Raw genomic sequence first — 21,180 nt, 5'->3', positions numbered from 1 at the left:
ATTATATAGCAAAATAAAGCCGATGTGAATAGCTAGTTTTTTATGCTGTTAAAAGTCCTGGAATATCAGACAAATCTGCGATTTTTTGATTGATTTTTGAGTTTGGTTGACCCAGATTGATTGACTTAACACCTGCATTTTCAGCTGCTTCAACATCAATACGACGGTCACCAACGTAATAAGTATCAGCCTTATCAAGATGGTATTTTTCAAGCAGATAATTAATAGCTTCTGGCTCAGGTTTACGTGCAAAGCCATTGGCTGATGTCACTACTTCTGTGAAATACTGACGCACCCCAAGTCTTTCTAAAACATCATTAGCCGTAATGCCTTTATGAGTATAGACAAAATGGCTAACGCCAGCCTGCTTAGTTTGCTTTAAGACCTCTGCCAAATGTGGCATTGGTTTTATCATGTGGTCACGCGCTTCCTGCTCTTTTTTAAAGAAGGCTGATAACTCCGCAAAATCTAATTCTTGCTCTTTCGCCACTTGAAAAAGCAAAGCTTTTACGGATTCTTTAATGATAAAATCCATGACCCATTCTTCATCAAAAACCAAGTCATAATGCGCATAAGTGACTTTCAAAGCTTCACCAATTGCCTCATATGAGTCCACCAAAGTTCCATCAAAATCCCAAATCAAAGTTGTCAATCTATTTCTCCAATCTAATCCAATAACGTGCTAAACGCTGCCCGTCTTCTAAGTCAATAATATTTTCCAAAATACCACCAGCTTTTTCAATGGTTCTACGACTGGCAATATTGTCCTCACGCGCTGTGATAAGCACAGGATTGATGCCACGTTTGGCATATTGCTCAAGAGCAAAGCTGAGAAGCCTGGTCATGATACCTTGTCGTCTAAATTCTGGTGAGGTTTGATAGCCGATATGTCCACCAATCGTCGCAAGATTACCCTTTTCCAGCTGCCATCGACAAGATATACGCGCAGCAATTTTTCCATTCACAAAAGCATAATAGGTAGTCATCGTTGAATAATCAGGATTAGTAGCTTGTGTTTCTTGCGCTCTGCTATTTTCCACAAAGGTTTTAAAATCACCAATCTCACGTGTCGTAATAAAGGGGTTATCGTCATTTTCCAAAGCTGTTTGATAAGCTCGGTAAGCCGCTTCATCATTAACATCTAGTCTCCTAATTTCCATACTAGCACCTCCAAAATTTTTTCCATTATAACATAAAAAACGAGGCTGGAATATCCAACCTCATAAAGCATTTTAAAGGTGTGCTCCTTTTTCGACCAAAGCTTCCAATTCATTTAGACGTTCTTCAAAAATCTTGAAGGCTGCATCCAAATAATCACTACTTGTCATATCAACTCCAGCTTTTTCAATCACATTAAGTGGGTAATCAGAATTACCAGCCTTGAGATAATCAAGGTAACGGTCGATATCAACTTGTGTACCGTGAACCACTTTATCAGCTAGGTAACTTGCTGCTGCAAAACCTGTTGCGTATTGATAGACATAATAATTGTAGTAGAAATGCGGAATACGTGCCCATTCGTATTGAATTTCTGGATTGTCTTCCTTGCTAAGACCATAATATTTTTCATTTAGGTCTGCATAAAGATTGTTAAGGTATTCGCTTGTCAATACTTCACCAGCTTGATCTGCTTTATGAATCATATCTTCAAACTCTGCAAACTGTGCTTGACGGAAGATTGTTCCTTTGAAACCATCCAAGAAATGATTCAAAATCGCAAAGCGAGCTTTATCATCGTCAACTTCTTTCAAAAGCGTTTCCGTTAAAATATTTTCATTGGTTGTTGAAGCAATTTCGGCTAGGAAAATGCTGTAATCACCGTAAACATATGGTTGATTTTCACGAGTAAATGTTGAATGAAGGCTGTGCCCAGTTTCGTGTACCAAAGTAAACAGATTATCAAGGGTGTCTTGCCAGTTCAAAAGCATAAAGGCATTAGTATCGTAAGCCCCACCAGAATAAGCTCCTGAGCGTTTTCCTTTATTGACATGAACATCAATCCAACGTTCTGTGAAAGCACGATGAACACGCTCAGAATAATCTTTACCAAAGACAGCCAAAACTTCTTCTGCTTTTTTCAAAGCTTCTTCATAAGTGAAGCTCATATCCATTTCAGACAATGGTGTATGGATATCATACATTTTCAAATCATCTAATTTAAGAACTTTTTTACGAAGTTCCACATAACGATGAAGCAATGGCAAGTGGGCATTCACGCGGTCAATCAATGTATCATAAACTGCTTCTGGAATGAAGTTAGCAGAAAGTGCTGCCTCACGTGCTGACTTGAAGTGGTGAACACGCGCATCGTAGTTATGAACCTTAACATTTGTCTGCAATGTCTTAGCGTAAGTATGTTGGAATTGTTCGTAAGTGGCATACATCGCTTCATAAGCTGCTTTTCGGACGTCGCGATTTTTTGATTCCAAAAGACTAATGAAATTACCATGTGTTAATTGCACTTCATTGCCTTCATCATCTAAAACCACTGGGAAAACAATATCGGCATTATCTAGAATTTCAAAAGTTTCACCAGCAGCACCAAAGATTTCATGTGCACCAGCTAAGAGCTCCTCTTCTTTTTGTGACAAGACGTGTGCTTGGCGTTTGAAAAGTTGTTCAAAGAAATGCGCATAAGCTGATAACGCTGGCGTTTCAGCAACAAATGCCGCAAAATCTTCAGCTGATAATTGCATCAATTCTGGTTCGTAAAAAGCAAATACTTCGCTGTATTTAGCGTAAAGTGCTGTGGCTTTAGCTTGGTATTCTTGGTATTTTGCCACTGTCGTATCTTGGTCGTTTTTCATTGATGCATAAACGTAAACTTTTTCCAAACGTCGTGACAAATCAAGATAGTGCTCCGTAATTGCTAATAAATCCTTGCTTGATTCTGTCAAGTGACCTTTGTATTTTTTGGCATCTTCTAAGTCAGCATCTAACTTAGCTAATTCAGCCTCCCATGTTTCATCTATCGCAAAGACAGTGCTCAAATCCCATTTGTATTTTTCATCAATATGACTACGATTATCTGACATTATGTTCTCCTTTTCTTGATATTATTAACCATTCTACCATAATAAGCTGGTGGGTAAAGTTTTTGAACACCTTTTTCACTTTGATTTTGATAATAACACCTAAAGGTCTCATAAAAGTCTGATAAGTCTTGTGAAATTTGACAAAAACCAGCCTTAGTTTCTGGGGGTCTAACTTGCGGAAAAAAAGCTGACAAAGGCAGTGTGAGAAGATTTTTCCCTTGCAAATAAGCCTTTTCTTGGCGCTTTAACCAAGAAGTATTTCGAGAAGATAGTTGTCTTTGAATGTAGCTTAATAGATTTGAATCTTGTTTAACCTCATAAGTTGAGAGTTTTTGTTTTTGATAAGGAAGTCTGAAAAATGCCATTAAGTTTTCTGAGAACGAGCAGTTTTTTGTCAAATAATGCACTTTACCATGCCAATCTTCATAAATTAAATAATGTAGTCGAACAAGCCTTTTCTTAGCATCTAACTCCCACAGATGAAATCCCATATTCTGCGAAAAGTAAAGAAAGTGTCGCTGTAGCGGCGTTAAACGCTTGCCAAGCCACAGTTTTTCTCCCAAAAGCCATAAAACATTAAAGCCAGCCTTGTGATAAGAAGCCGTGCGTTCTCTGAGACGCTTTTCTGATAATCTGGAGCACTGAATTTCCAGAGCAAGGTTATCATTGACCAAAATATCTGCAACCTGATGCAGCTCTGGCAAAACAGCCTCAACGACCACTTTTTCACTTTGCGAAAGCGACTGATAAAGTCCTGCTTTTAACTGCAAATGTTCATCACTTTCATTTTCATTATAAAAGTCACAATTTTCCAGTGACACATGCGCAAAATGCGGACGCATAATCTGACCATGTCTCAGTCGAACTGGTGAATGACAGGCTGGACAAGTAAAAGCTTGTTTTTTAGGAATCTCATCTAACAAGGAGACCAAACGACCTTTTTCATCAAGAGCAGACAGCATATTAAACCTCCTACTTCTTTATTCGAAAAAAATCCTGAAAAACCACCGGATTAATCCAAATAATTTTTCAAGATTTCTTTTTCTTTCGTATTCAATTCTCGGTATTGTCCCCTCGGCAAGTCACCAAGTTCAAAGGCACCAAAAGTCATTCGTTTGAGGTAAATAACCTTGACCCCATAAGCCAAAAACATTTTCTTAACTTGATGAAATTTTCCTTCTGCAATCGAGATATAAGCGGAGCTTTTTTCAGAACTTGCCTCGATAATCTCAAGATTAGCAGGTTTACAAACCGTTCCGTCATCAAAGGTCACACCATTTTTAAAAAATACTGACGCATCAGCTGCTAACAAACCATTAACCTCAACATAGTAAATCTTTGTAACGTGATATTTTGGATGCAACATGCGAAACCCCAAAGGACCATTATTGGTAATCAAAAGTAGCCCTTCCGTGTCGCGGTCTAAACGCCCAACTGGATAGAGTCTTGGCACTCGGTCTGCTTCAGCAATCAAATCAATGACCGTTTGATGTTCTTTATCAGACACCGCAGAAACAACACCTGCTGGCTTATTTAAAATGAAATATTTTTCTGTAGATAGTGTAACCTGTTTTCCCGAAACAGTTATCTCTTGCAGACTTGGCTCAACATTCAAATTGTCTGCCTCAGCTAGCCTGCCATCCACATAAACTTGACGACTTCTGATTAATTTTTTAACTTGATTACGTGAACCAAAGCCAGCTTGACCTAATAATTTATCTAAACGCATGCTCCTATTTTACCATGTTCTGAAGCAATTTTTTAGTCTAATTCACTCGCTGCAGCCTCATCAACAATTACTACAACATTTGGGTGATTTTGAAGAACACTAGCTGGCAAATCTTCGCTGATTGGACCATTAATCATTTGATTAATAGCGTCAGCTTTATCCTTGCCATAAGCCATTAAAACAACCATTTTTGATTGCATGATTGAGTGAATTCCCATTGAAATAGCTTGTTTTGGCACTTCTTCCATGCTGTCAAAGAAACGACTATTTGCCTCAATCGTATCTTCAGCCAAATCGACGATATGAGTCGTCATATCAAATGGTGTGCCAGGTTCATTGAAACCAATATGACCATTTCGACCAATCCCCAAAATTTGAAAATCAATTGGGTGCTCAGCTATCACTTGATTGTAACGGCGAGCTTCTGCTTGTAAGTCAGTCGCCAAACCATTTGGTAAAAAACTTTTTTTGAAAGGTTTATATTGGAAAAGATTTTCCTGCATAAAATGATGATAACTTTGGTCATTATCTGCAGCCAAACCAACATATTCATCAAGATTAATGCTTGTCATTTCTGAAAAATCAAGGTCACTATTTGCAATTTCTTTATAGAAACTAAGAGGTGTGCTACCTGTTGCAAGCCCTAATGTTTTAGCACCATTTTCCAAAGCTCCTTTTAACAAAGCAAATGCTGCTTTACCACCTTCAATTTGATCATTAACACGAATTACTCTCATCATATTTCCCCATTCTTGTTTTTGGTATATACCATTTATCTAAAATTATTATATGGTATATACCAATTATTGTCAAGAAAAATATTTCGAGAAATAAAAAAGCCTGAGAATTAATCTCAGACATCATTTTTCTATCTTGTTCCTGCAATCTGTCCTAGGAAATCTCCGACATAGTAGGCAAACAGCGCAGCAATTAAGCCAATCAGTAGCGTTCTAAAAATTTCTTTGAATTTGCTTTTCTTTGTTATCAAAGCTTTAACAAATCCAAGTAAGGTTAGCGCTAGCGATACTAAAATACAAGCCATCATAAAAGTATGGACTTTGAAAATGCTAAAAACATTAATCAAAAGGTAAGACAAAAGAGGAATCAAGCCAAAAAATATGAATGAAAGAAAAGTTGCCCCAGCATTCTTAACTGCCTTACCTTTTACAACTGATTCTTCTGTCGTTGAACTCAAATAATCTCCGACCGCCATTGAAAAGCCATCAGCCAGAAGATTTGAAAAGCCAAGAATAACAATTGGTGTGATACCAAGATTTCCACCGACCGCACCAGCAACAACCGCAAATGTCGTCACAATCCCGTCCATACCGCCATAGACGATTGATTTCGCGTAATCTCCAATTTTTTCTTTCATCTTTTTTCATCACTTTCCATTAATTTTTAAGCGTTTTCTTTGTTGTTTTCATTATACCATCTCTTTAGAATTGTTACAATTAAAACTCGACCAGATGACGGAAAATGCTTATCGTGTTATAATGATTAGTTGAGAATATAATATTAAGGAAACATGTTAGATTATGCATACCGACGATTTTGATTTTAATTTACCAGAGGAGTTAATTGCCCAAACACCTCTTGAAAAACGAGATAGTTCTAAACTTTTAGTCATTGACCACAAAACACACGAGATGGTTGATGCACACTTCGACCACATTCTTGATGAGCTAAATCCTGGTGACGCTCTTGTCATGAACAACACACGCGTTCTCCCAGCTCGTCTTTACGGTGAAAAACCAGACACACACGGTCACGTTGAATTACTTCTTTTGAAAAATACTGAAGGCGACCAATGGGAAGTTTTGGCAAAACCAGCTAAACGCTTGCGCGTGGGAGCAAAAGTATCATTTGGTGATGGTCGCTTGACTGCCACAGTTGTAGAAGAATTGGACCACGGTGGACGTATTGTTGAATTCGACTACGATGGTATCTTCCTTGAAGTTTTGGAAAGCCTTGGTGAAATGCCATTGCCACCATACATTCACGAAAAATTGGATGACCCAGACCGTTACCAAACAGTCTATGCCAAAGAAAATGGTTCTGCTGCCGCTCCAACTGCTGGACTTCACTTCACCAAAGAATTGCTTGAAAAAATCGAAGCCAAAGGCGTGAAACTTGTCTACGTGACACTTCACGTTGGACTTGGAACATTCCGTCCAGTTTCTGTTGACAATGTCGAAGAACACGAAATGCACTCTGAATTCTACCGCTTATCTGAAGAAGCTGCCCAAACCCTTCGCGACGTAAAAGCTGCTGGTGGACGTGTTGTTGCAGTTGGAACAACATCAATTCGTACCCTTGAAACCATCGGTTCAAAATTCAACGGCGAAATCAAAGCTGACAGTGGTTGGACAAATATCTTCATCAAACCAGGTTACGACTTTAAAGTGGTTGATGCCTTTTCAACAAACTTCCACTTGCCAAAATCAACACTTGTGATGTTGGTTTCAGCTTTTGCCGGACGTGAATTCGTCCTAGAAGCTTACCAACACGCCATCGATGAACGCTACCGCTTCTTTAGCTTTGGCGATGCTATGTTTGTTAAATAACAAAATTACTTAAAAAGAACTTCGAAAAAATTCGAAGTTCTTTTTTCATTATTAATCAGCCATGTTGGTGTAAACATCTTGAACGTCATCGTCGTCTTCGAGTTTATCAACCAATGTTTCCAAAATGTCTGCTTGTTCTGCATCAAGGCTAACGTAGTTTTGTGGAATCATGCTAAGTTGAGCTTGCGCGAATTCAAGATTTTGTGCTTGCAAAGCTTCTTTAACGGCTGGAAATTCTTTTGGTTCAGTGAAGATTTCAAAGGCATCATCTGATGTTTTTAAATCTTCTGCCCCAGCATCCAAAATCAACTCAAGCATGCTGTCTTCGTCCAAGTCCAAATTTTCACGGTCAATAACAATATAACCTTTACGGTCAAACATGTAAGCAACTGAACCAGTTGAACCCATGTTACCGCCATTACGTGTGAAAATAGTGTGCATGTTCGCATCTGTACGTTTTTTGTTGTCAGTTAAGGTGTGAACTAGGATAGCTACCCCACCAGGTCCATAACCTTCATAAGTGATTTCATCGTAATTTGTTGTATCACCAACATCTGTTGCTTTCTTAATCGCACGATTGATGTTATCTTTTGGCATATTAGCCGCACGCGCTTTATCCAAAACCATACGAAGACTGGCGTTCATTGATGGATCACCACCACCAGCTTTAGCAGCTACAAAAATTTCACGTGACAATTTATTAAAAATCGCACCGCGTTTAGCGTCTGCTTCACCTTTTTTATTTTTAATTTTGCTCCATTTATTATGTCCTGACATGCAAAATTCCTCCCTATTCCCTGATATTATATCATATTTAAACATAAAAAGAGGATAGACATCCGCCTATCCTCGTAGATTAGAGAGTGCTATGATAATAAAAATTAATCAGCAAGTGCTGCTTCGTACAATTCAGCAACTTTTGCCCAGTTAATAATGTCAAAGAAAGCTTTGATATAGTCTGGACGAACATTGCGGTATTTGAGATAGTAGGCATGTTCCCAAACATCTAGAGCAAGAATTGGTTTTTTACCTTCTGAAAGTGGAGTATCTTGGTTAGCAGTTGAGGTTACTTCAAGTTTGCCATCTTTGTTAACGACAAGCCAAGCCCAACCTGAACCAAAGCGAGTTGTTGCTGCTTGCGTGAAAGCTGTTTTGAAATCTTCAAATGAGCCAAATGCTTCTTCAATTGCCGCAAGTACATCTGCTGTTGGTTCTTGTTTTTCAGGAGATAGCAATTCCCAGAAAAGTGCGTGATTCAAATGTCCACCACCATTGTTAATAACCGCTTGACGGATATCAGCTGGAATGCTATTAACATCTGACAATAATGCTTCCAAGTCTTCTCCGATTTCTGGGTGTTTTTCAAGAGCAGCATTTGCATTTGCTACGTAAGTAGCGTGATGTTTGTCATGATGCAATGTCATTGTTTCTGCATCAATGTATGGTTCAAGTGCATCATATGCGTATGGTAGTTCCGGTAAAATAATAGCCATGCTAGTTACCTTCTTTCTTTTCGTTATTTCTTATCATCATTTTATAAGAATCAAGTCTAACTAGCAAATTATTTGACCGCTTTTTTAAGTGTACTTAATGATGCTCATGAGCAATTTTTAAAATAGCCACATCAAAGAGGTAATCTTTGTCATATGTTCCTGTCTTAATGGCATAATCTGTCTCAATCAAAACAGCGATAGCTTTTTTCAAGAAAGTCATTGACAATGTTCGCGAATCACGCACAGCAAATTTGACTTGATAAGGATTGACACGGCGTCCAAGATAATCAGACAAAGTTGCTACCATCTGCTGCTCTGTCTTTCCTTGACTGGCTAAAATATTGACTTGCAAGAACATACGGAACTGTCCTAACATAATCGCAATCAACTTGATTTCATCTTCACCTTGCAAGCGCAAATCACGAATCAAGTCACGCGCCTCGTCGATTTTGCCATTCAAAACAAACTGCGTCAAATCAAAAATATTATCCTGAAGTGTTTTCGGAATAGCTTGATTTATATCTTCTGAAGTGATATGACCATCTTTTTTATAAGATTTCAAAAAGGCAATATTTTTCAAAATCTCGCTGAAATCATAATTTGATTTCAAAAGTAAAGCCTCAAAAACACCAGAATCAAAAACTAAGTTCTCTTTGTGAGCTAATTTTTGGAAATACGTTTTTAGCTCTGCTTCTTTCAATTCATTGGCTTCAAAAATCTGAGCATCACGTTTTAAAATTTTCACCAAGCGACGTTTGCCGTCTAATTTCCCTGGTGCAAAAATAATCAAGCGCGTCGTATCCAAGGGATTTTCCAAATATGCCTCAAAACGCTTGAGTTCCTTATCATCCAAATAAGATTTTTTAGCCGTCGTGATGTCAAGCAGATTATCAAAAATAACCACTTTTTGATCTGCAAAAAACGGTAAGCTTTCAAGATCCATCTCAGCATCTTGGTAATCAACCTCAGCCATATCAAAATAAGAATAAGTCAAATCATCCTTATCATATCCCACGCGCTCCATCATACGCTCTTTTAGCTGAGAAAATTGTCCCAAATCCTCACCCGTCACCACCGTAATCAAGCTAAGATTTTCTTTTCGTAATTTATCAATTTCTTCGATTGCAATCATAGAAATATTATAACAAAAAACCCTGAGAAAAACTCATGGTTCATGCGAAAGTTAACGATGGAATTTTTTATAAGCAAACTGCCTTAATGTTTCATCAAAAAAGACAAATTCTACTTCTATCGCTATCCAATCCCTGCTTTTTCAAGCTATCTTGAATAATCTTACCGTAGTTCTTGCTAATGCGACAATGTTCAGGTAAAGCCATTAATTCCTTTAAAGCTATAAGTTTCTCCTCACTAAAAGCTTCTAGCTCAATAAAAGCCCCAACATGACTAGGAAAAAGATCAAAACAAACAGCCGTATTTTCTTTTTTGTACTCATGACGTTTCTTCTGAGAAAACATGCGACAACGTGTGAACCCCAAATCGTACAATTGATTTATCAGATAAATACAATTTTCAGACACATCTTTTCCTTCTAGAATAATCCGAGGAAGTACTACACCCAATTCCTTTTGTAATAAACATTGAATATCAGAAAAAGCAAGACTATCATCAGAATCACTAGAATACTCTAATTCTACATATTCTTGGCAATGATTATTTTGACGTTTGAGTTTTATCGTCAACAAGTATCTCCCAACACTTATTATGCGATAGCGAATGACTATTCCTTTAGATTTGCTTTCAAAATTAGGTAAATCAACCGTAATATCTGTTTCAAGACATTCACCCACAGAGACAAAGCACACCTTTTTCACTTTCTCTTTATAAATACTCAAAACTTCTTCAGATAGCTGATATTTCAATTCCAATTCATTTTTAGTGTTACTCAAACACTTCACCTTCAGTCATATAGTCCTTTTTCAACACTTTTTTCGATTAATTCCTTTGCTAATTGCCACAAAATTTCTGAATCTTCTTTAATGAAAGCTTTCTTAGCCAAAACTCTATCAGCCGTTAATTTATCGGGATTATAACCTTCTTCTGAAACAACCAAATGATTAATCAGCGGTACCAAAGCATCAATAATTCTAGCATATCTTGATTCTGGACTATTTCCTTTTTCAAATTCAAGCCACAATTCTGTAAATTTCTCGCCTTGAATAATTGGTAAGACTGCTAAACTTTTCTGTAACGATAAGTATTCCTTATCATGAGATACGGCTTTGCCTGTGGTATCATACACCCAAGTATCACCTGCGTAAATTTCTCCCAAATCATGGAGTAAAAGCATTAAAGTCACTTTTCCTATGTCCAATTTTTCAGGAAAATAATCTTGAAAAAAGTTTGCTACTAATGCAACCTGCCAAGAATGTTCCGCACTATTTTCAAATCGCCCATCCAATGTCCTATTAAAACGCGTCACAGTTTTTAATTTCTCGATTTCTTTAACAAAATCAACTTTGCTCTCTATTACTTCCATTCTCATCCTCCTTTTTATAACATAGTATATACTTATGCTAATCTAATTGCAAAGCAAAAACAGCCGTCAATCGACTACTGTTTTTAGTATGCTTTCAATTTTAACTCTAATACTTCAATTAAAACTGGTAAGAAATTAATATGTATTTCTTTGGCTAATTTTCACTCTTTTACCTCACTGTTTCAATGTGCCAAGTTTTCAGCCCTCTAAAGCGGATAGCGCCTTGTTCATCAGTACGGTAAATAGTCATGTTTTGTGCTTGAAAGCGTTCAAGCGTTTCTTGATGAGGATGCTTGTAGCGGTTATTTTGTCCTGCGGAAATCAGAGCAACTTGCGGTGAAATATGCTCTAGAAATTCTGGACTTGATGACCCTTTTGAGCCGTGATGCCCTGCTTTTAAGACATCAACTGGCAGATTGGGATAAGTTGCTATCATCTGTTGCTCGCCCTCTTCTTCCAAATCTCCTGTAAACAAAAAATTCTTGCCCAGAAGATTGCCATAAAGCACCACAGAATCATTATTTCCACCGTCACCAACAGCATTTGGATAGAGGACCTGCAAGTGACTTCCCATAATTGGCAAGGTATCTCCTCCAGAAACTGCGCGAACTGGCGTCTTCATTTGTCGAAGTTTAACCACAAAATCTGGCTTTGTGAGACTTCCTGGACTCACCAGGACTTGACCAATTTTCAGCTCTTTTGCGACTTCCAGCATATCACCCATATGGTCGGTATCCGTGTGCGTCAAAACCAACTGGTCAATTTTACCAATTCCTCGACTTTTCAGGTAAGGAATCAGTGTCCGCTCAGCATTGCTATCAGCTAAGCGCTTTTGCCACGATTTTTTCTCACTAAAACTCACTTTTCCTCCGACATCAATTAACAGCGTATGCCCTTTAACATCACGCACAAAAATACTATCTCCCTGCCCAATGTCAACCACCGTCACTTCGTTTTCCAGCGGATGCTTGATTTGGAAAAATAGCAAAGCCATTATGCTAAAAAGGAAAATGGCCACTTTTTTGTGTCGATAACAGTCATAGAGAAGTCCTATTATTAAAAGTAATAGCAATAAAATTCCTAGACTTGGTCTGCCAAAAACAAGTGGTGTGCCAACCAGCGACTTGCTAAATTTGATGATAGTTTCTAGAAAAACAAAAAATGGATTTAACGCGGTAATTTTAACCAGAGGTGATAAAAGAAAAACAAAGGTCAAAACAGGCAAGATAAGCACATCAAAAGCCAGTGAAAAAATGGCTGTTAAAAGAAGCGACAAGGGTTGAAATACTGAGAAGAAATATATCAAAACCGGTAAACTTCCCAGTGAAATCGCCAAACATTCTGTAAGGATTTTTCGATAATGACTAAGCTCATCAAAATCAATAAAACTTAGGATAAAAGCGTAGGTAAACGAAAGAATTCCTCCCGTCGTCAGCAGGAAATTTGGCATCAAAATAAAAAGGGTCATTAAAGTAAAGGCAAGATTATCTAATTTTTTAATGCCAAGATTTGCAAAAGCAGACTGAATCAAACTTCGAATCACCGAGACAGAAAATCCTGTCAAGCCAGCATACACCAAAGAAAAAGGAATCTGAAGTATGCCCACCAAATCACGCCTTAGCCCACATCGCAAAAAGATAAAACGAAAAAGTCCGACAAAAAAGCCAACTTGCATGCCAGACAGAGCAAAAAGATGAATAATCCCTAAGCTAGTGTAAACATCACTCATCTCATCAAAAGACTTATCCAAATATCCAAACAAAAGGCCGGTCATGTAATGTCGCATGGGAGCAGGAAAATTCCTTTGAATACTGACAATCGCCTTTCTCCTCAGTTCATGTAGCCGCTCAAAAAAACTTAAAGAGCTCTGCTGCCTCATCTCAGTAATCGAAGAAAGATTAGCAATCCGATAAATCCCTTCATGTTTAAGATAAGTACGGTAATCAAATCCACCAAAATTTCGCTGTGGCGTCGCCTCTTCTAAGTCCATCTGCCCTGATAAAAGCACTGTTTGATTAAGATTTTTAAAAAATTCCTGCTCTTTTTCTGACTTCAAGGTATAAAAAACTTGGTAAGTCTGCCCAGCTTCCTTACCTCGAAAGGATAACAAGTCACCATTAACCGAAATCGTATCTGGAATTATCTGGATTTTTGATAGCTGAGCTGGTGCCGCTTGATAAGCCTGTTCTGTCTGATTAGCCTTAGTCAGGAAAAATATCGCAAAGAAAGCCAAGCACAGTGAAATCTGGCACCAAACTTTCCACCCGTAATATCGCCATAAAAATAGCAAGGCTAACAAGAGTAAAAATAGGCATAACAGAACTTTTTCAAAACAAAAATAATAAAGTAAAATGAGCAAAAAAGCCAATTGAATTGGCTTAATGGGAAAATGCTTAATCAACAGTCACCTCTGCTTTTAATTTTTCCAAAGTCTTCTCACCAATGCCAGAAACATTTTTCAAGTCATCAACGGATGAGAACCCACCATTAGCATCACGATAATCAATGATATCTTGCGCACGTTTAGCCCCAATCCCAGAAATAGTTTGGAGTTCTTCCATAGTTGCGGTGTTAAGATTGATTTGCGCTGAATCGTCACCTTGTACCCCGCTAGCTGTCGTTGTTTTAGCTTGAGATGGTGTACTTGCTGGTGTGACTTCTTCACCAATTTTTGCCACATAGACAACCGCTTCGTCAGCTAATTTTTCGGCTAAATTGACTGACTTCTTGTCAGCATCATCTGTAAATCCGCCGGCTTTTTTGACCAAATCCGTGACACGGCTACCATTTGACAATTCATAAACACCTTCATTTTTAACGGCACCCTTGATATCAACAAAAATCTTGCCAGAATCATCTTGAGAATGTGATGTCATAGTCTTTGTCTTTGATGGTTCAAGACTTGAACTTGCTGAGATACTACTAGAAAGCGCAGGTAAATCACTTTGTAGCTGCGCTTGTGGTCTAGTCATACTAGACCAAACAAAGAATGCCACAAGCATAACAAGCACCGTTCCTAAAACCGCCGCTACCGTCTTATGTTCCAAAAGTCTTTCTTTCATCTCTTCAATCATCCTATTACCTCACCTTTTTAGCATTAGAAAAAGGCTCCTCGGAGCCCTTACTTAATTATTCGAAAAAAAACTCGGAAAATCCGAGCTTTTTCTTATTTATTTCATTTTACGGTGTTTATCAGGATCCCAGACAAAGCTTGCAATGTAGCTAAAGAGTAATGTCAAAAGAACAACGACAATAGCTACCAAACCAAGTGGAACACGATAAATGTATGTCAATGGATTTGGTTTTTTATTGATGTGGTAAGTTGCATTTTCAGCATCCAAACGGTCAAATTCAGTTTGAATACGGTTAGCCACTTCTTCGATACCTTCATCGTTCATACGCTTGATATCAGAAATATCAATTGGGTTACCAAAGTTCATGTCAACACGTTCACCAGTCAAAAGACCTTTTAATTGCATTGGTCCTGCGTAAACAACTGGCATGATTTTAACTTTTGCCATTTTAGCAATGACGGCTACCCCACCTTTAACATCTGTTGAGTGACGACTTCCACTTGGAAACATGACAAGTGAACGATTGCTTTTTTTCAACATATTAATTGGATATTTGATAGCTTTTTGACCAGGATTTTCACGGTCAATTGGGAAGGCACCACACATGCGAATCCACCAACCAAAAATACGATTTGTGAACAATTCCTTTTTAGCCATGAAAATGAATTGTTTTGGACGAGCAGCGAAAGCCATATAAACAGGGTCCCACCATGTACGGTGTGGTGCAACCAAAATATAGTTTTCATCTTTGCTCAAAATTTTGTCTTCATTGTGATAATGGGCATTACCATTGATAATCCAAAGAAGGAAAACCACTAGCCCGCGTAAATAAGTATAAAACACAGATTTACTCCTTTTTTTCTCATTACCTTACATTGTACCATGCTTAAGCGGTTTTAGAAAGTAAAAATTAACGACCTCGCTAGTGAGAACACGCAAAATCTGCTATAATAAATGTCATGACTAAATCAATTTTAAAAGAAGGTGAGCGTATTGATCAGCTCTTTTCGACAGATGTAAAAATTATTCAAAATAGAGAGGTTTTCAGCTATTCTATCGACAGTGTCCTCTTGTCACGTTTTCCAAAAATCCCTTCACGTGGTTTGATTGTTGACCTCTGTTCTGGAAATGGTGCCGTTGGACTTTTTGCAAGCACCCGCACTAAAGCGCCAATTATCGAAGTTGAAATTCAGGAGCGCTTAGCTGATATGGCAGAGCGTTCAATCCACTTGAACCACCTAGAAGACCAAGTTCAAATGATTAATGATGATTTGAAAAATCTTCTAACTCACGTACCGCGAACTGGCGTTGACTTAATTCTCTGCAACCCACCATATTTCAAGGTGTCAGAGACTTCTAAGAAAAATGTATCTGAACACTATCTTCTAGCTAGACACGAAATCACAACAAACCTTGAAGAAATTTGTGACATTGCAAGACACGCTCTAAAATCAAATGGAAGACTTGCTATGGTGCACAGGCCAGATCGTTTTCTAGACATCATCGATACCATGAGACAGTACAATCTAGCACCAAAACGCATCCAATTCGTTTACCCAAAAATGGGAAAAGATGCTAATATGCTTTTGATTGAAGCTATCAAAGATGGTTCAACCGATGGTCTAAAAATCCTTCCACCACTCTTTGTTCACAAAGAAAACGGCGAGTATACCGACGATATTTTTGAAATCTATTATGGAAAAAACGGAAAGAAAGACTAAAAAAGCTTATATGTACGTGGTAGAGTGCGCAGACGGTACATTCTACACTGGCTACACTACTGATGTAGAACGCCGCATCAAAACTCATAATGCAGGTAAAGGCGCTAAATACACAAAAAGCCGCTTACCTGTCAAACTCATTTACCAAGAAAGCTTTGATAGCAAAGAAGCCGCCATGTCCGCAGAAAGCTATTTTAAACAAAAAACACGACAACAAAAACTCGATTATATTAACGAACACAAAGCATAACCAAAAACGCACCCTGCTCAAGCAGAGTGCGTTTTACTATTATCTTTCCCCTTTGTTACGGATAACAAATCCATTTTTCTTCTCGCTTGATGTGCGGTGTGGGCGTTTGTTATCTTTGTTTTGGAAATCACGTTTGTTCTTAGATGATGTGCGTTTGAAATCGCGGTAGCCGTTATCACGGTCATCACGTTTGCGGTCACGTCCGCCGCGGCGGTTATCACGTCCACGGCCATTATTTCCACGTCCACCTTTACGATTGTTAAAGCCACCACCTGATGGTTTGAATGGTAATGGTTTTTCACGCGCAATTTCAACTTTAGGAAGAGTTTCAGGATCTTTAACGGTTAAGCTCAAGATGTAAAGTGCTAATTCTTCTGGTGTGAATTCAGCAGCCAATTTAACCGCATCTCCTTTGAATTTATCAAAGCTGTTACGGATTTTTTCGTCAGCAAAGTCACGTTCAATTTTCTTAAGGGCAACTTTTTTCTTAGCTTTGAAGGCTTCATCAGCAGTTGCTGGTTTCAAACCTTTCATACGTTTTTTCGTCAATTTTTCAATAATTGACAAGTAACCCATTTCATTTGGGGCAACAAAAGTAATAGATTGACCATGTTTACCAGCACGTCCAGTACGTCCGATACGGTGTACATAGCTTTCTGGATCTTGAGGAATATCATAGTTATAAACGTGTGTCACACCTGAAATATCAAGACCACGAGCAGCTACGTCTGTTGCAACCAAGATATCGATGTTATCATTTTTGAAATCACGTAGGACACGAAGACGTTTGCCTTGGTCAAGGTCACCGTGAATACCTTCTGCACGGTAACCACGCAATTTCAAACCACGTGTCAATTCATCAACACGACGTTTTGTACGTCCAAAGACGATTGACAATTCTGGTTGGTCAACGTCCATCAGACGAGTCATTGTATCAAATTTATCTTGTTCTTTAACACGAATGTAGTATTGATCGACAAGATCAGTTGTCAATTCTTTAGCAGCTACTTTAACGTGTTCAGGATTTTGCATGAATTTAACCCCGATACGTTTGATTGCTTCAGGCATTGTAGCTGAGAAAAGAAGTGTTTGACGTGTCTCAGGCACACGGCTGATAATAGCTTCAATATCTTCCAAGAATCCCATGTTAAGCATTTCATCTGCTTCATCAAGAATCAATGTTTCTACGTGTTCAAGTTTTAATGCTTTACGTTTAATCAAATCAAGCAAACGGCCTGGTGTTCCGACAACAATGTGAGCACCTGAACGAAGAGCTTTAATTTGTTTTTCAATGCTTGAACCGCCGTAAACTGAACGGACTTTAACACCTTTTTCACGACCAAAACGGAACAATTCTTCTTGACCTTGAACCGCTAATTCACGTGTTGGAGCAATAACCAAGGCTTGGACAAGATTACGACTTGTATCAATTTTATCCAATGTTGGTAGACCAAAGGCAGCTGTTTTCCCTGTACCAGTTTGCGCTTGTCCGATAACATCCTTACCTTCCAATGCCAAAGGAATTGTCAATTCTTGGATTGGAGATGGCTCAACAAAGCCTGCTTTTTCAACAGCAGCAAGGATTGCTTCCGATAAGTTAAGTTCTGTAAATTTCAAATTTTTCTCTTTTCTAAAAGGCAGTGCGAAGCTGCCTTATTAAACTTTAGTTTCGTTGTTTAACAACTTAACTAGTGTAACACATTCTAGGTCAAAAAGATAGGAAACAGTTTCATTTAATATGATTAACACGTTTTCATAGTGTCAATTATTTAAATATTCTGTAAAAAAGTTATTGGCGCTTTTTTTGACGATTTTTAAGTTTTCTTTAAGGTATAACAGATAAAATGTAAACATCCTAAAACTTTTCTTTTTCATAATCTCAAGGAAACAGCTCTGATTCGTCAGAGCTGTTTTTTTATGCTAATAACCAAAAAAGCCTGAGCAATGCTCAGACTTTTTATTATTACATTTTTTCTTCCAAATCAACATCTGGGTATTTATCCGCAAACCAACGAAGTGCAAAGTCGTTTTCGAAAAGGAAAACGGGTTGGTCGAAGCGGTCTTTAGCCAAAATATTTCGGCTTGAAGACATGCGTTCATCAAGATCTTCTGGTTTAATCCAACGAACAGTCTTTTTACCCATTGGCGTCATGACAACTTCAGCGTTGTATTCATTTTCCATACGGTGTTTGAAAACTTCAAACTGCAATTGACCTACCGCACCAAGCATGTATTCGCCTGTTTGGTAGTTTTTGTACAATTGGATAGCCCCTTCTTGTACCAATTGTTCAATCCCTTTATGGAATGATTTTTGTTTCATGACGTTTTTAGCAGCAACTTTCATGAACAATTCTGGTGTGAAGGTTGGTAGTGGTTCAAATTCAAATTTGTTTTTACCAACAGTCAAGGTATCACCAACTTGGTAAGTTCCTGTATCGTAAACCCCGATAATATCACCAGCAACGGCATTTTCAACATTTTCACGTGATTCAGCCATAAATTGAGTCACGTTTGATAATTTCACTGATTTTTTCGTACGTGCTAGGTTAACGCTCATTCCACGTTCAAATTCACCTGATACGATACGAACAAAGGCAATACGGTCACGGTGACGTGGGTCCATATTAGCTTGGATTTTGAAGACAAATCCTGAGAAATCTTTATCGTAAGGATCGATTTCATTACCTTCAGTTGTTTTGTGACCATGTGGTTCTGGAGCAAATTTCAAGAAAGTATCTAGGAAAGTTTGCACACCGAAGTTTGTAAGGGCAGAACCGAAGAATACTGGTGTCAAATCACCAGATAAGATAGCTTCTTCTGAGAATTCATTTCCTGCTTCTTCTAGTAACTCAACATCTTCCAAAACTTGTTGATAGAATGGGTTGTTAGCAAAAAGTTTATCCCCTTCTTCCAAGTCCGCAAAACGTTCATCACCTTTATAAAGTTCCAAACGTTTGTTGTACAAGTCGTAAAGCCCTTCGAATGATTTTCCCATACCGATTGGCCAGTTCATTGGATAACTTGCAATACCAAGTACTTCTTCCAATTCTTCCAAAAGGTCAAGTGGTTCACGACCATCACGGTCAAGTTTGTTAATAAAAGTGAAAACTGGAATGTTACGGTGTTTTACAACTTCAAATAATTTTTTAGTCTGTGCTTCGATACCTTTGGCTGAATCGACAACCATAACCGCAGCATCCACGGCCATAAGAGTACGATAAGTATCTTCAGAGAAGTCCTCGTGCCCTGGCGTATCAAGGATATTCACGCGTTTACCAGCGTAGTCAAATTGCATCACTGATGATGTAACAGAGATACCACGTTGTTTTTCGATATCCATCCAGTCAGATTTAGCAAAGTTACCAGTTTTTTTACCTTTTACGGTACCTGCTTCACGGATTTCTCCACCAAAATAAAGTAATTGCTCTGTAATTGTCGTTTTACCAGCATCCGGGTGACTGATGATGGCAAATGTACGACGTTTTTTAATGTCATCTTGAATTGTCATTTTATTTCCTTATTAATCTTAATTATCTCTTTAAAAACGTATCACTCATTAACGATTATAGTGGCTACATTGGTCCACTCCTTTTTCACTGCAATACAAAAATAGAGCCATGGACTCCCATAACTCTATTATTATAACGAAAATTAAACGCTATTTCAATATTTCTCCTCTAGCTTATCACCAGAAACCGCAAAATAATTCAGCAATAAGATAGTGCAGATTTCAACACTTGCTCCATAATGTTCCATAGTACCAATAAAGAATGTCAACAAGAAAAGTAAACTATGGAAAAGTGTGAATTTTTTCCCTTTTAACTGAACCAACAAAAAGATTGGATACATGCAAAAAAGAATGATTCCCTGACGCAAAAGTGCATCAACATAGAAACTATCATCATACATTGGAACACCGTTAATCTCTGTAAATGTTGGAATATTTCTTGGCATCCAATTGAGACCAAATTGCTCTAGATACGCATGACCGATGCCAGTTCTTCCAGTAAATAGATGGTTCAATGTGACAAAGATAGGATTATCTGGTGTAAAATATCTCGGTAAAGCAAGGCCAAGTGCAAACATTCCTATAACAAATGGCATGATAACATATCCTGAAACTTTAATTTTCGATAACATTGGTTTCAAGAAATAACACAAGATAATACCAAGTGCAATGAAAAATGATGTTCTTGAATCCGTCACCGAAAAAATAAGCAAAGCAGCTAGTAACATGATTAGACCACTGACAAAGCGATAAGGTTTTCTAAGCAGTGAAAAATCATAAATTAGAGTAATGAAGAACATTCCAAGAGAATTTGGATGCATAAAGCCATAAGAATGTCTTACAATATCTGTATGTGGTCTTATTCCAGAGACATCGTGAATAAGATGGCCATTGTAAGCCAATAAAACCATAATAGCCACGACTAGCTTGAAATAAAAAAGTGCGGTGATTAAATTATCATCATCTTTATCAACACTTACTGATAGTAAGAAGAAAACAATCATACTTAAATCATCAATTGCCGTATCAAGGTAACTTGATGCTGGCAATAGAATCATAAAAGCAAGCGCGAAAACCCCAGCTAAAATTTTATCAAGTGAAAAGCCCGTTCGACGGAAGTTCCATAAATAAATAGCAAATCCACCAATAATTGACAGGCTAGACATAAACAAGAAGACCTGTTGTGGAAATGGATAACGTTTTAAAAACCACGCTAAAAATAAAATACAACATTCAAGGAAATACAACGCTCGGTAGATAATAACCGAGTCTTTATTTCCCTCCCTAACACTTTTCTCTACCATCT

The 21,180-nt window shown here is 37.9% G+C and carries 21 protein-coding genes; 3 read left to right on the top strand and 18 right to left on the bottom strand.

What is annotated here, in order from left to right; all coding sequences use genetic code 11:
- Positions 1 to 40 precede the first annotated feature (40 nt).
- The 7 genes from BMX18_RS04410 to BMX18_RS04380 form a co-directional block, all read right to left on the bottom strand.
- A complete protein-coding gene (locus BMX18_RS04410; protein WP_093815277.1) occupies positions 41 to 652 on the bottom strand; it encodes an HAD-IA family hydrolase in 612 nt (203 codons plus the stop codon).
- Position 653: 1 nt separating this feature from the next.
- Positions 654 to 1,160 (bottom strand): GNAT family N-acetyltransferase, encoded by a 507-nt coding sequence (locus tag BMX18_RS04405; protein WP_093815275.1) that lies wholly within the window; start codon positions 1,158 to 1,160, stop codon positions 654 to 656.
- Positions 1,161 to 1,232: 72 nt separating this feature from the next.
- Positions 1,233 to 3,035: an oligoendopeptidase F gene (pepF, locus tag BMX18_RS04400; RefSeq protein WP_093815273.1), complete on the bottom strand. Its 1,803-nt coding sequence runs from the start codon at positions 3,033 to 3,035 to the stop codon at positions 1,233 to 1,235.
- Positions 3,035 to 3,997 (bottom strand): competence protein CoiA, encoded by a 963-nt coding sequence (locus BMX18_RS04395; RefSeq protein ID WP_093815271.1) that lies wholly within the window; start codon positions 3,995 to 3,997, stop codon positions 3,035 to 3,037. Before BMX18_RS04395 ends, pepF begins: the two co-directional genes overlap by 1 nt.
- 50 nt (positions 3,998 to 4,047) lie before the next feature.
- A complete protein-coding gene (locus tag BMX18_RS04390; RefSeq protein WP_093815269.1) occupies positions 4,048 to 4,764 on the bottom strand; it encodes a pseudouridine synthase in 717 nt (238 codons plus the stop codon).
- A 32-nt stretch (positions 4,765 to 4,796) separates the two neighbouring features.
- Entirely contained in the window at positions 4,797 to 5,501 is a 705-nt protein-coding gene (gene nagB / locus BMX18_RS04385; RefSeq protein ID WP_093815268.1) for a glucosamine-6-phosphate deaminase, read from the bottom strand.
- Positions 5,502 to 5,632: 131 nt separating this feature from the next.
- Positions 5,633 to 6,139 (bottom strand): VIT1/CCC1 transporter family protein, encoded by a 507-nt coding sequence (locus BMX18_RS04380; protein ID WP_093815266.1) that lies wholly within the window; start codon positions 6,137 to 6,139, stop codon positions 5,633 to 5,635.
- A 163-nt stretch (positions 6,140 to 6,302) separates the two neighbouring features.
- Between BMX18_RS04380 and queA the strand changes: the two genes are divergently transcribed.
- Positions 6,303 to 7,331 (top strand): tRNA preQ1(34) S-adenosylmethionine ribosyltransferase-isomerase QueA, encoded by a 1,029-nt coding sequence (gene queA / locus BMX18_RS04375; RefSeq protein WP_093815264.1) that lies wholly within the window; start codon positions 6,303 to 6,305, stop codon positions 7,329 to 7,331.
- A 51-nt stretch (positions 7,332 to 7,382) separates the two neighbouring features.
- Here the strand turns inward: queA and BMX18_RS04370 are convergent, their stop codons facing one another.
- The 8 genes from BMX18_RS04370 to BMX18_RS04335 form a co-directional block, all read right to left on the bottom strand.
- Entirely contained in the window at positions 7,383 to 8,108 is a 726-nt protein-coding gene (locus BMX18_RS04370; RefSeq protein WP_024344280.1) for a YebC/PmpR family DNA-binding transcriptional regulator, read from the bottom strand.
- A 104-nt stretch (positions 8,109 to 8,212) separates the two neighbouring features.
- Positions 8,213 to 8,824 carry a superoxide dismutase SodA gene (gene sodA, locus BMX18_RS04365; RefSeq protein WP_093815262.1) on the bottom strand — a complete coding sequence of 204 codons (612 nt, stop codon included), beginning with the start codon at positions 8,822 to 8,824 and terminating at the stop codon, positions 8,213 to 8,215.
- Between the two features lie 94 nt (positions 8,825 to 8,918).
- Positions 8,919 to 9,956, bottom strand: coding sequence for a DNA polymerase III subunit delta (gene holA / locus BMX18_RS04360; protein WP_093815260.1), 1,038 nt, complete (start codon positions 9,954 to 9,956; stop codon positions 8,919 to 8,921).
- A gap of 94 nt (positions 9,957 to 10,050) precedes the next feature.
- On the bottom strand, positions 10,051 to 10,731 hold the full coding sequence (locus BMX18_RS04355; RefSeq protein WP_257609210.1) for a hypothetical protein: 681 nt from the start codon (positions 10,729 to 10,731) through the stop codon (positions 10,051 to 10,053).
- Between the two features lie 11 nt (positions 10,732 to 10,742).
- Positions 10,743 to 11,321: an HD domain-containing protein gene (locus BMX18_RS04350; RefSeq protein WP_093815258.1), complete on the bottom strand. Its 579-nt coding sequence runs from the start codon at positions 11,319 to 11,321 to the stop codon at positions 10,743 to 10,745.
- Positions 11,322 to 11,490: 169 nt separating this feature from the next.
- Positions 11,491 to 13,725: a DNA internalization-related competence protein ComEC/Rec2 gene (locus BMX18_RS04345; RefSeq protein ID WP_180366632.1), complete on the bottom strand. Its 2,235-nt coding sequence runs from the start codon at positions 13,723 to 13,725 to the stop codon at positions 11,491 to 11,493.
- Positions 13,715 to 14,395 (bottom strand): helix-hairpin-helix domain-containing protein, encoded by a 681-nt coding sequence (locus tag BMX18_RS04340; protein WP_074559558.1) that lies wholly within the window; start codon positions 14,393 to 14,395, stop codon positions 13,715 to 13,717. Before BMX18_RS04340 ends, BMX18_RS04345 begins: the two co-directional genes overlap by 11 nt.
- A 96-nt stretch (positions 14,396 to 14,491) precedes the next feature.
- Positions 14,492 to 15,238 (bottom strand): lysophospholipid acyltransferase family protein, encoded by a 747-nt coding sequence (locus BMX18_RS04335; RefSeq protein WP_074481912.1) that lies wholly within the window; start codon positions 15,236 to 15,238, stop codon positions 14,492 to 14,494.
- A gap of 116 nt (positions 15,239 to 15,354) precedes the next feature.
- Between BMX18_RS04335 and BMX18_RS04330 the strand changes: the two genes are divergently transcribed.
- Together BMX18_RS04330 and BMX18_RS04325 are read left to right on the top strand one after the other, a co-directional pair.
- Positions 15,355 to 16,116, top strand: a complete 762-nt coding sequence (locus BMX18_RS04330; RefSeq protein WP_074481911.1) for a tRNA1(Val) (adenine(37)-N6)-methyltransferase — start codon at positions 15,355 to 15,357, stop codon at positions 16,114 to 16,116.
- On the top strand, positions 16,091 to 16,366 hold the full coding sequence (locus tag BMX18_RS04325) for a GIY-YIG nuclease family protein (protein ID WP_093815254.1): 276 nt from the start codon (positions 16,091 to 16,093) through the stop codon (positions 16,364 to 16,366). Before BMX18_RS04330 ends, BMX18_RS04325 begins: the two co-directional genes overlap by 26 nt.
- Positions 16,367 to 16,405: 39 nt before the next feature.
- Here the strand turns inward: BMX18_RS04325 and BMX18_RS04320 are convergent, their stop codons facing one another.
- The 3 genes from BMX18_RS04320 to BMX18_RS09455 form a co-directional block, all read right to left on the bottom strand.
- Complete coding sequence (locus BMX18_RS04320) at positions 16,406 to 17,983, bottom strand: degradosome RNA helicase CshA (protein WP_074964834.1); 1,578 nt, start codon at positions 17,981 to 17,983, stop codon at positions 16,406 to 16,408.
- 346 nt (positions 17,984 to 18,329) lie between these two features.
- On the bottom strand, positions 18,330 to 19,874 hold the full coding sequence (locus BMX18_RS04315; RefSeq protein ID WP_006531502.1) for a peptide chain release factor 3: 1,545 nt from the start codon (positions 19,872 to 19,874) through the stop codon (positions 18,330 to 18,332).
- A 155-nt stretch (positions 19,875 to 20,029) separates the two neighbouring features.
- Positions 20,030 to 21,178: a polymerase gene (locus BMX18_RS09455; RefSeq protein WP_093815253.1), complete on the bottom strand. Its 1,149-nt coding sequence runs from the start codon at positions 21,176 to 21,178 to the stop codon at positions 20,030 to 20,032.
- Positions 21,179 to 21,180: the final 2 nt, after the last annotated feature.

The organism is Streptococcus sp. 45, from assembly GCF_900108865.1.
GTDB lineage: Bacteria > Bacillota > Bacilli > Lactobacillales > Streptococcaceae > Streptococcus > Streptococcus ruminicola.
The sequence above is the reverse complement of the archived record's forward strand: the minus strand, read 5'-3'. Positions and strand labels throughout refer to the sequence as shown.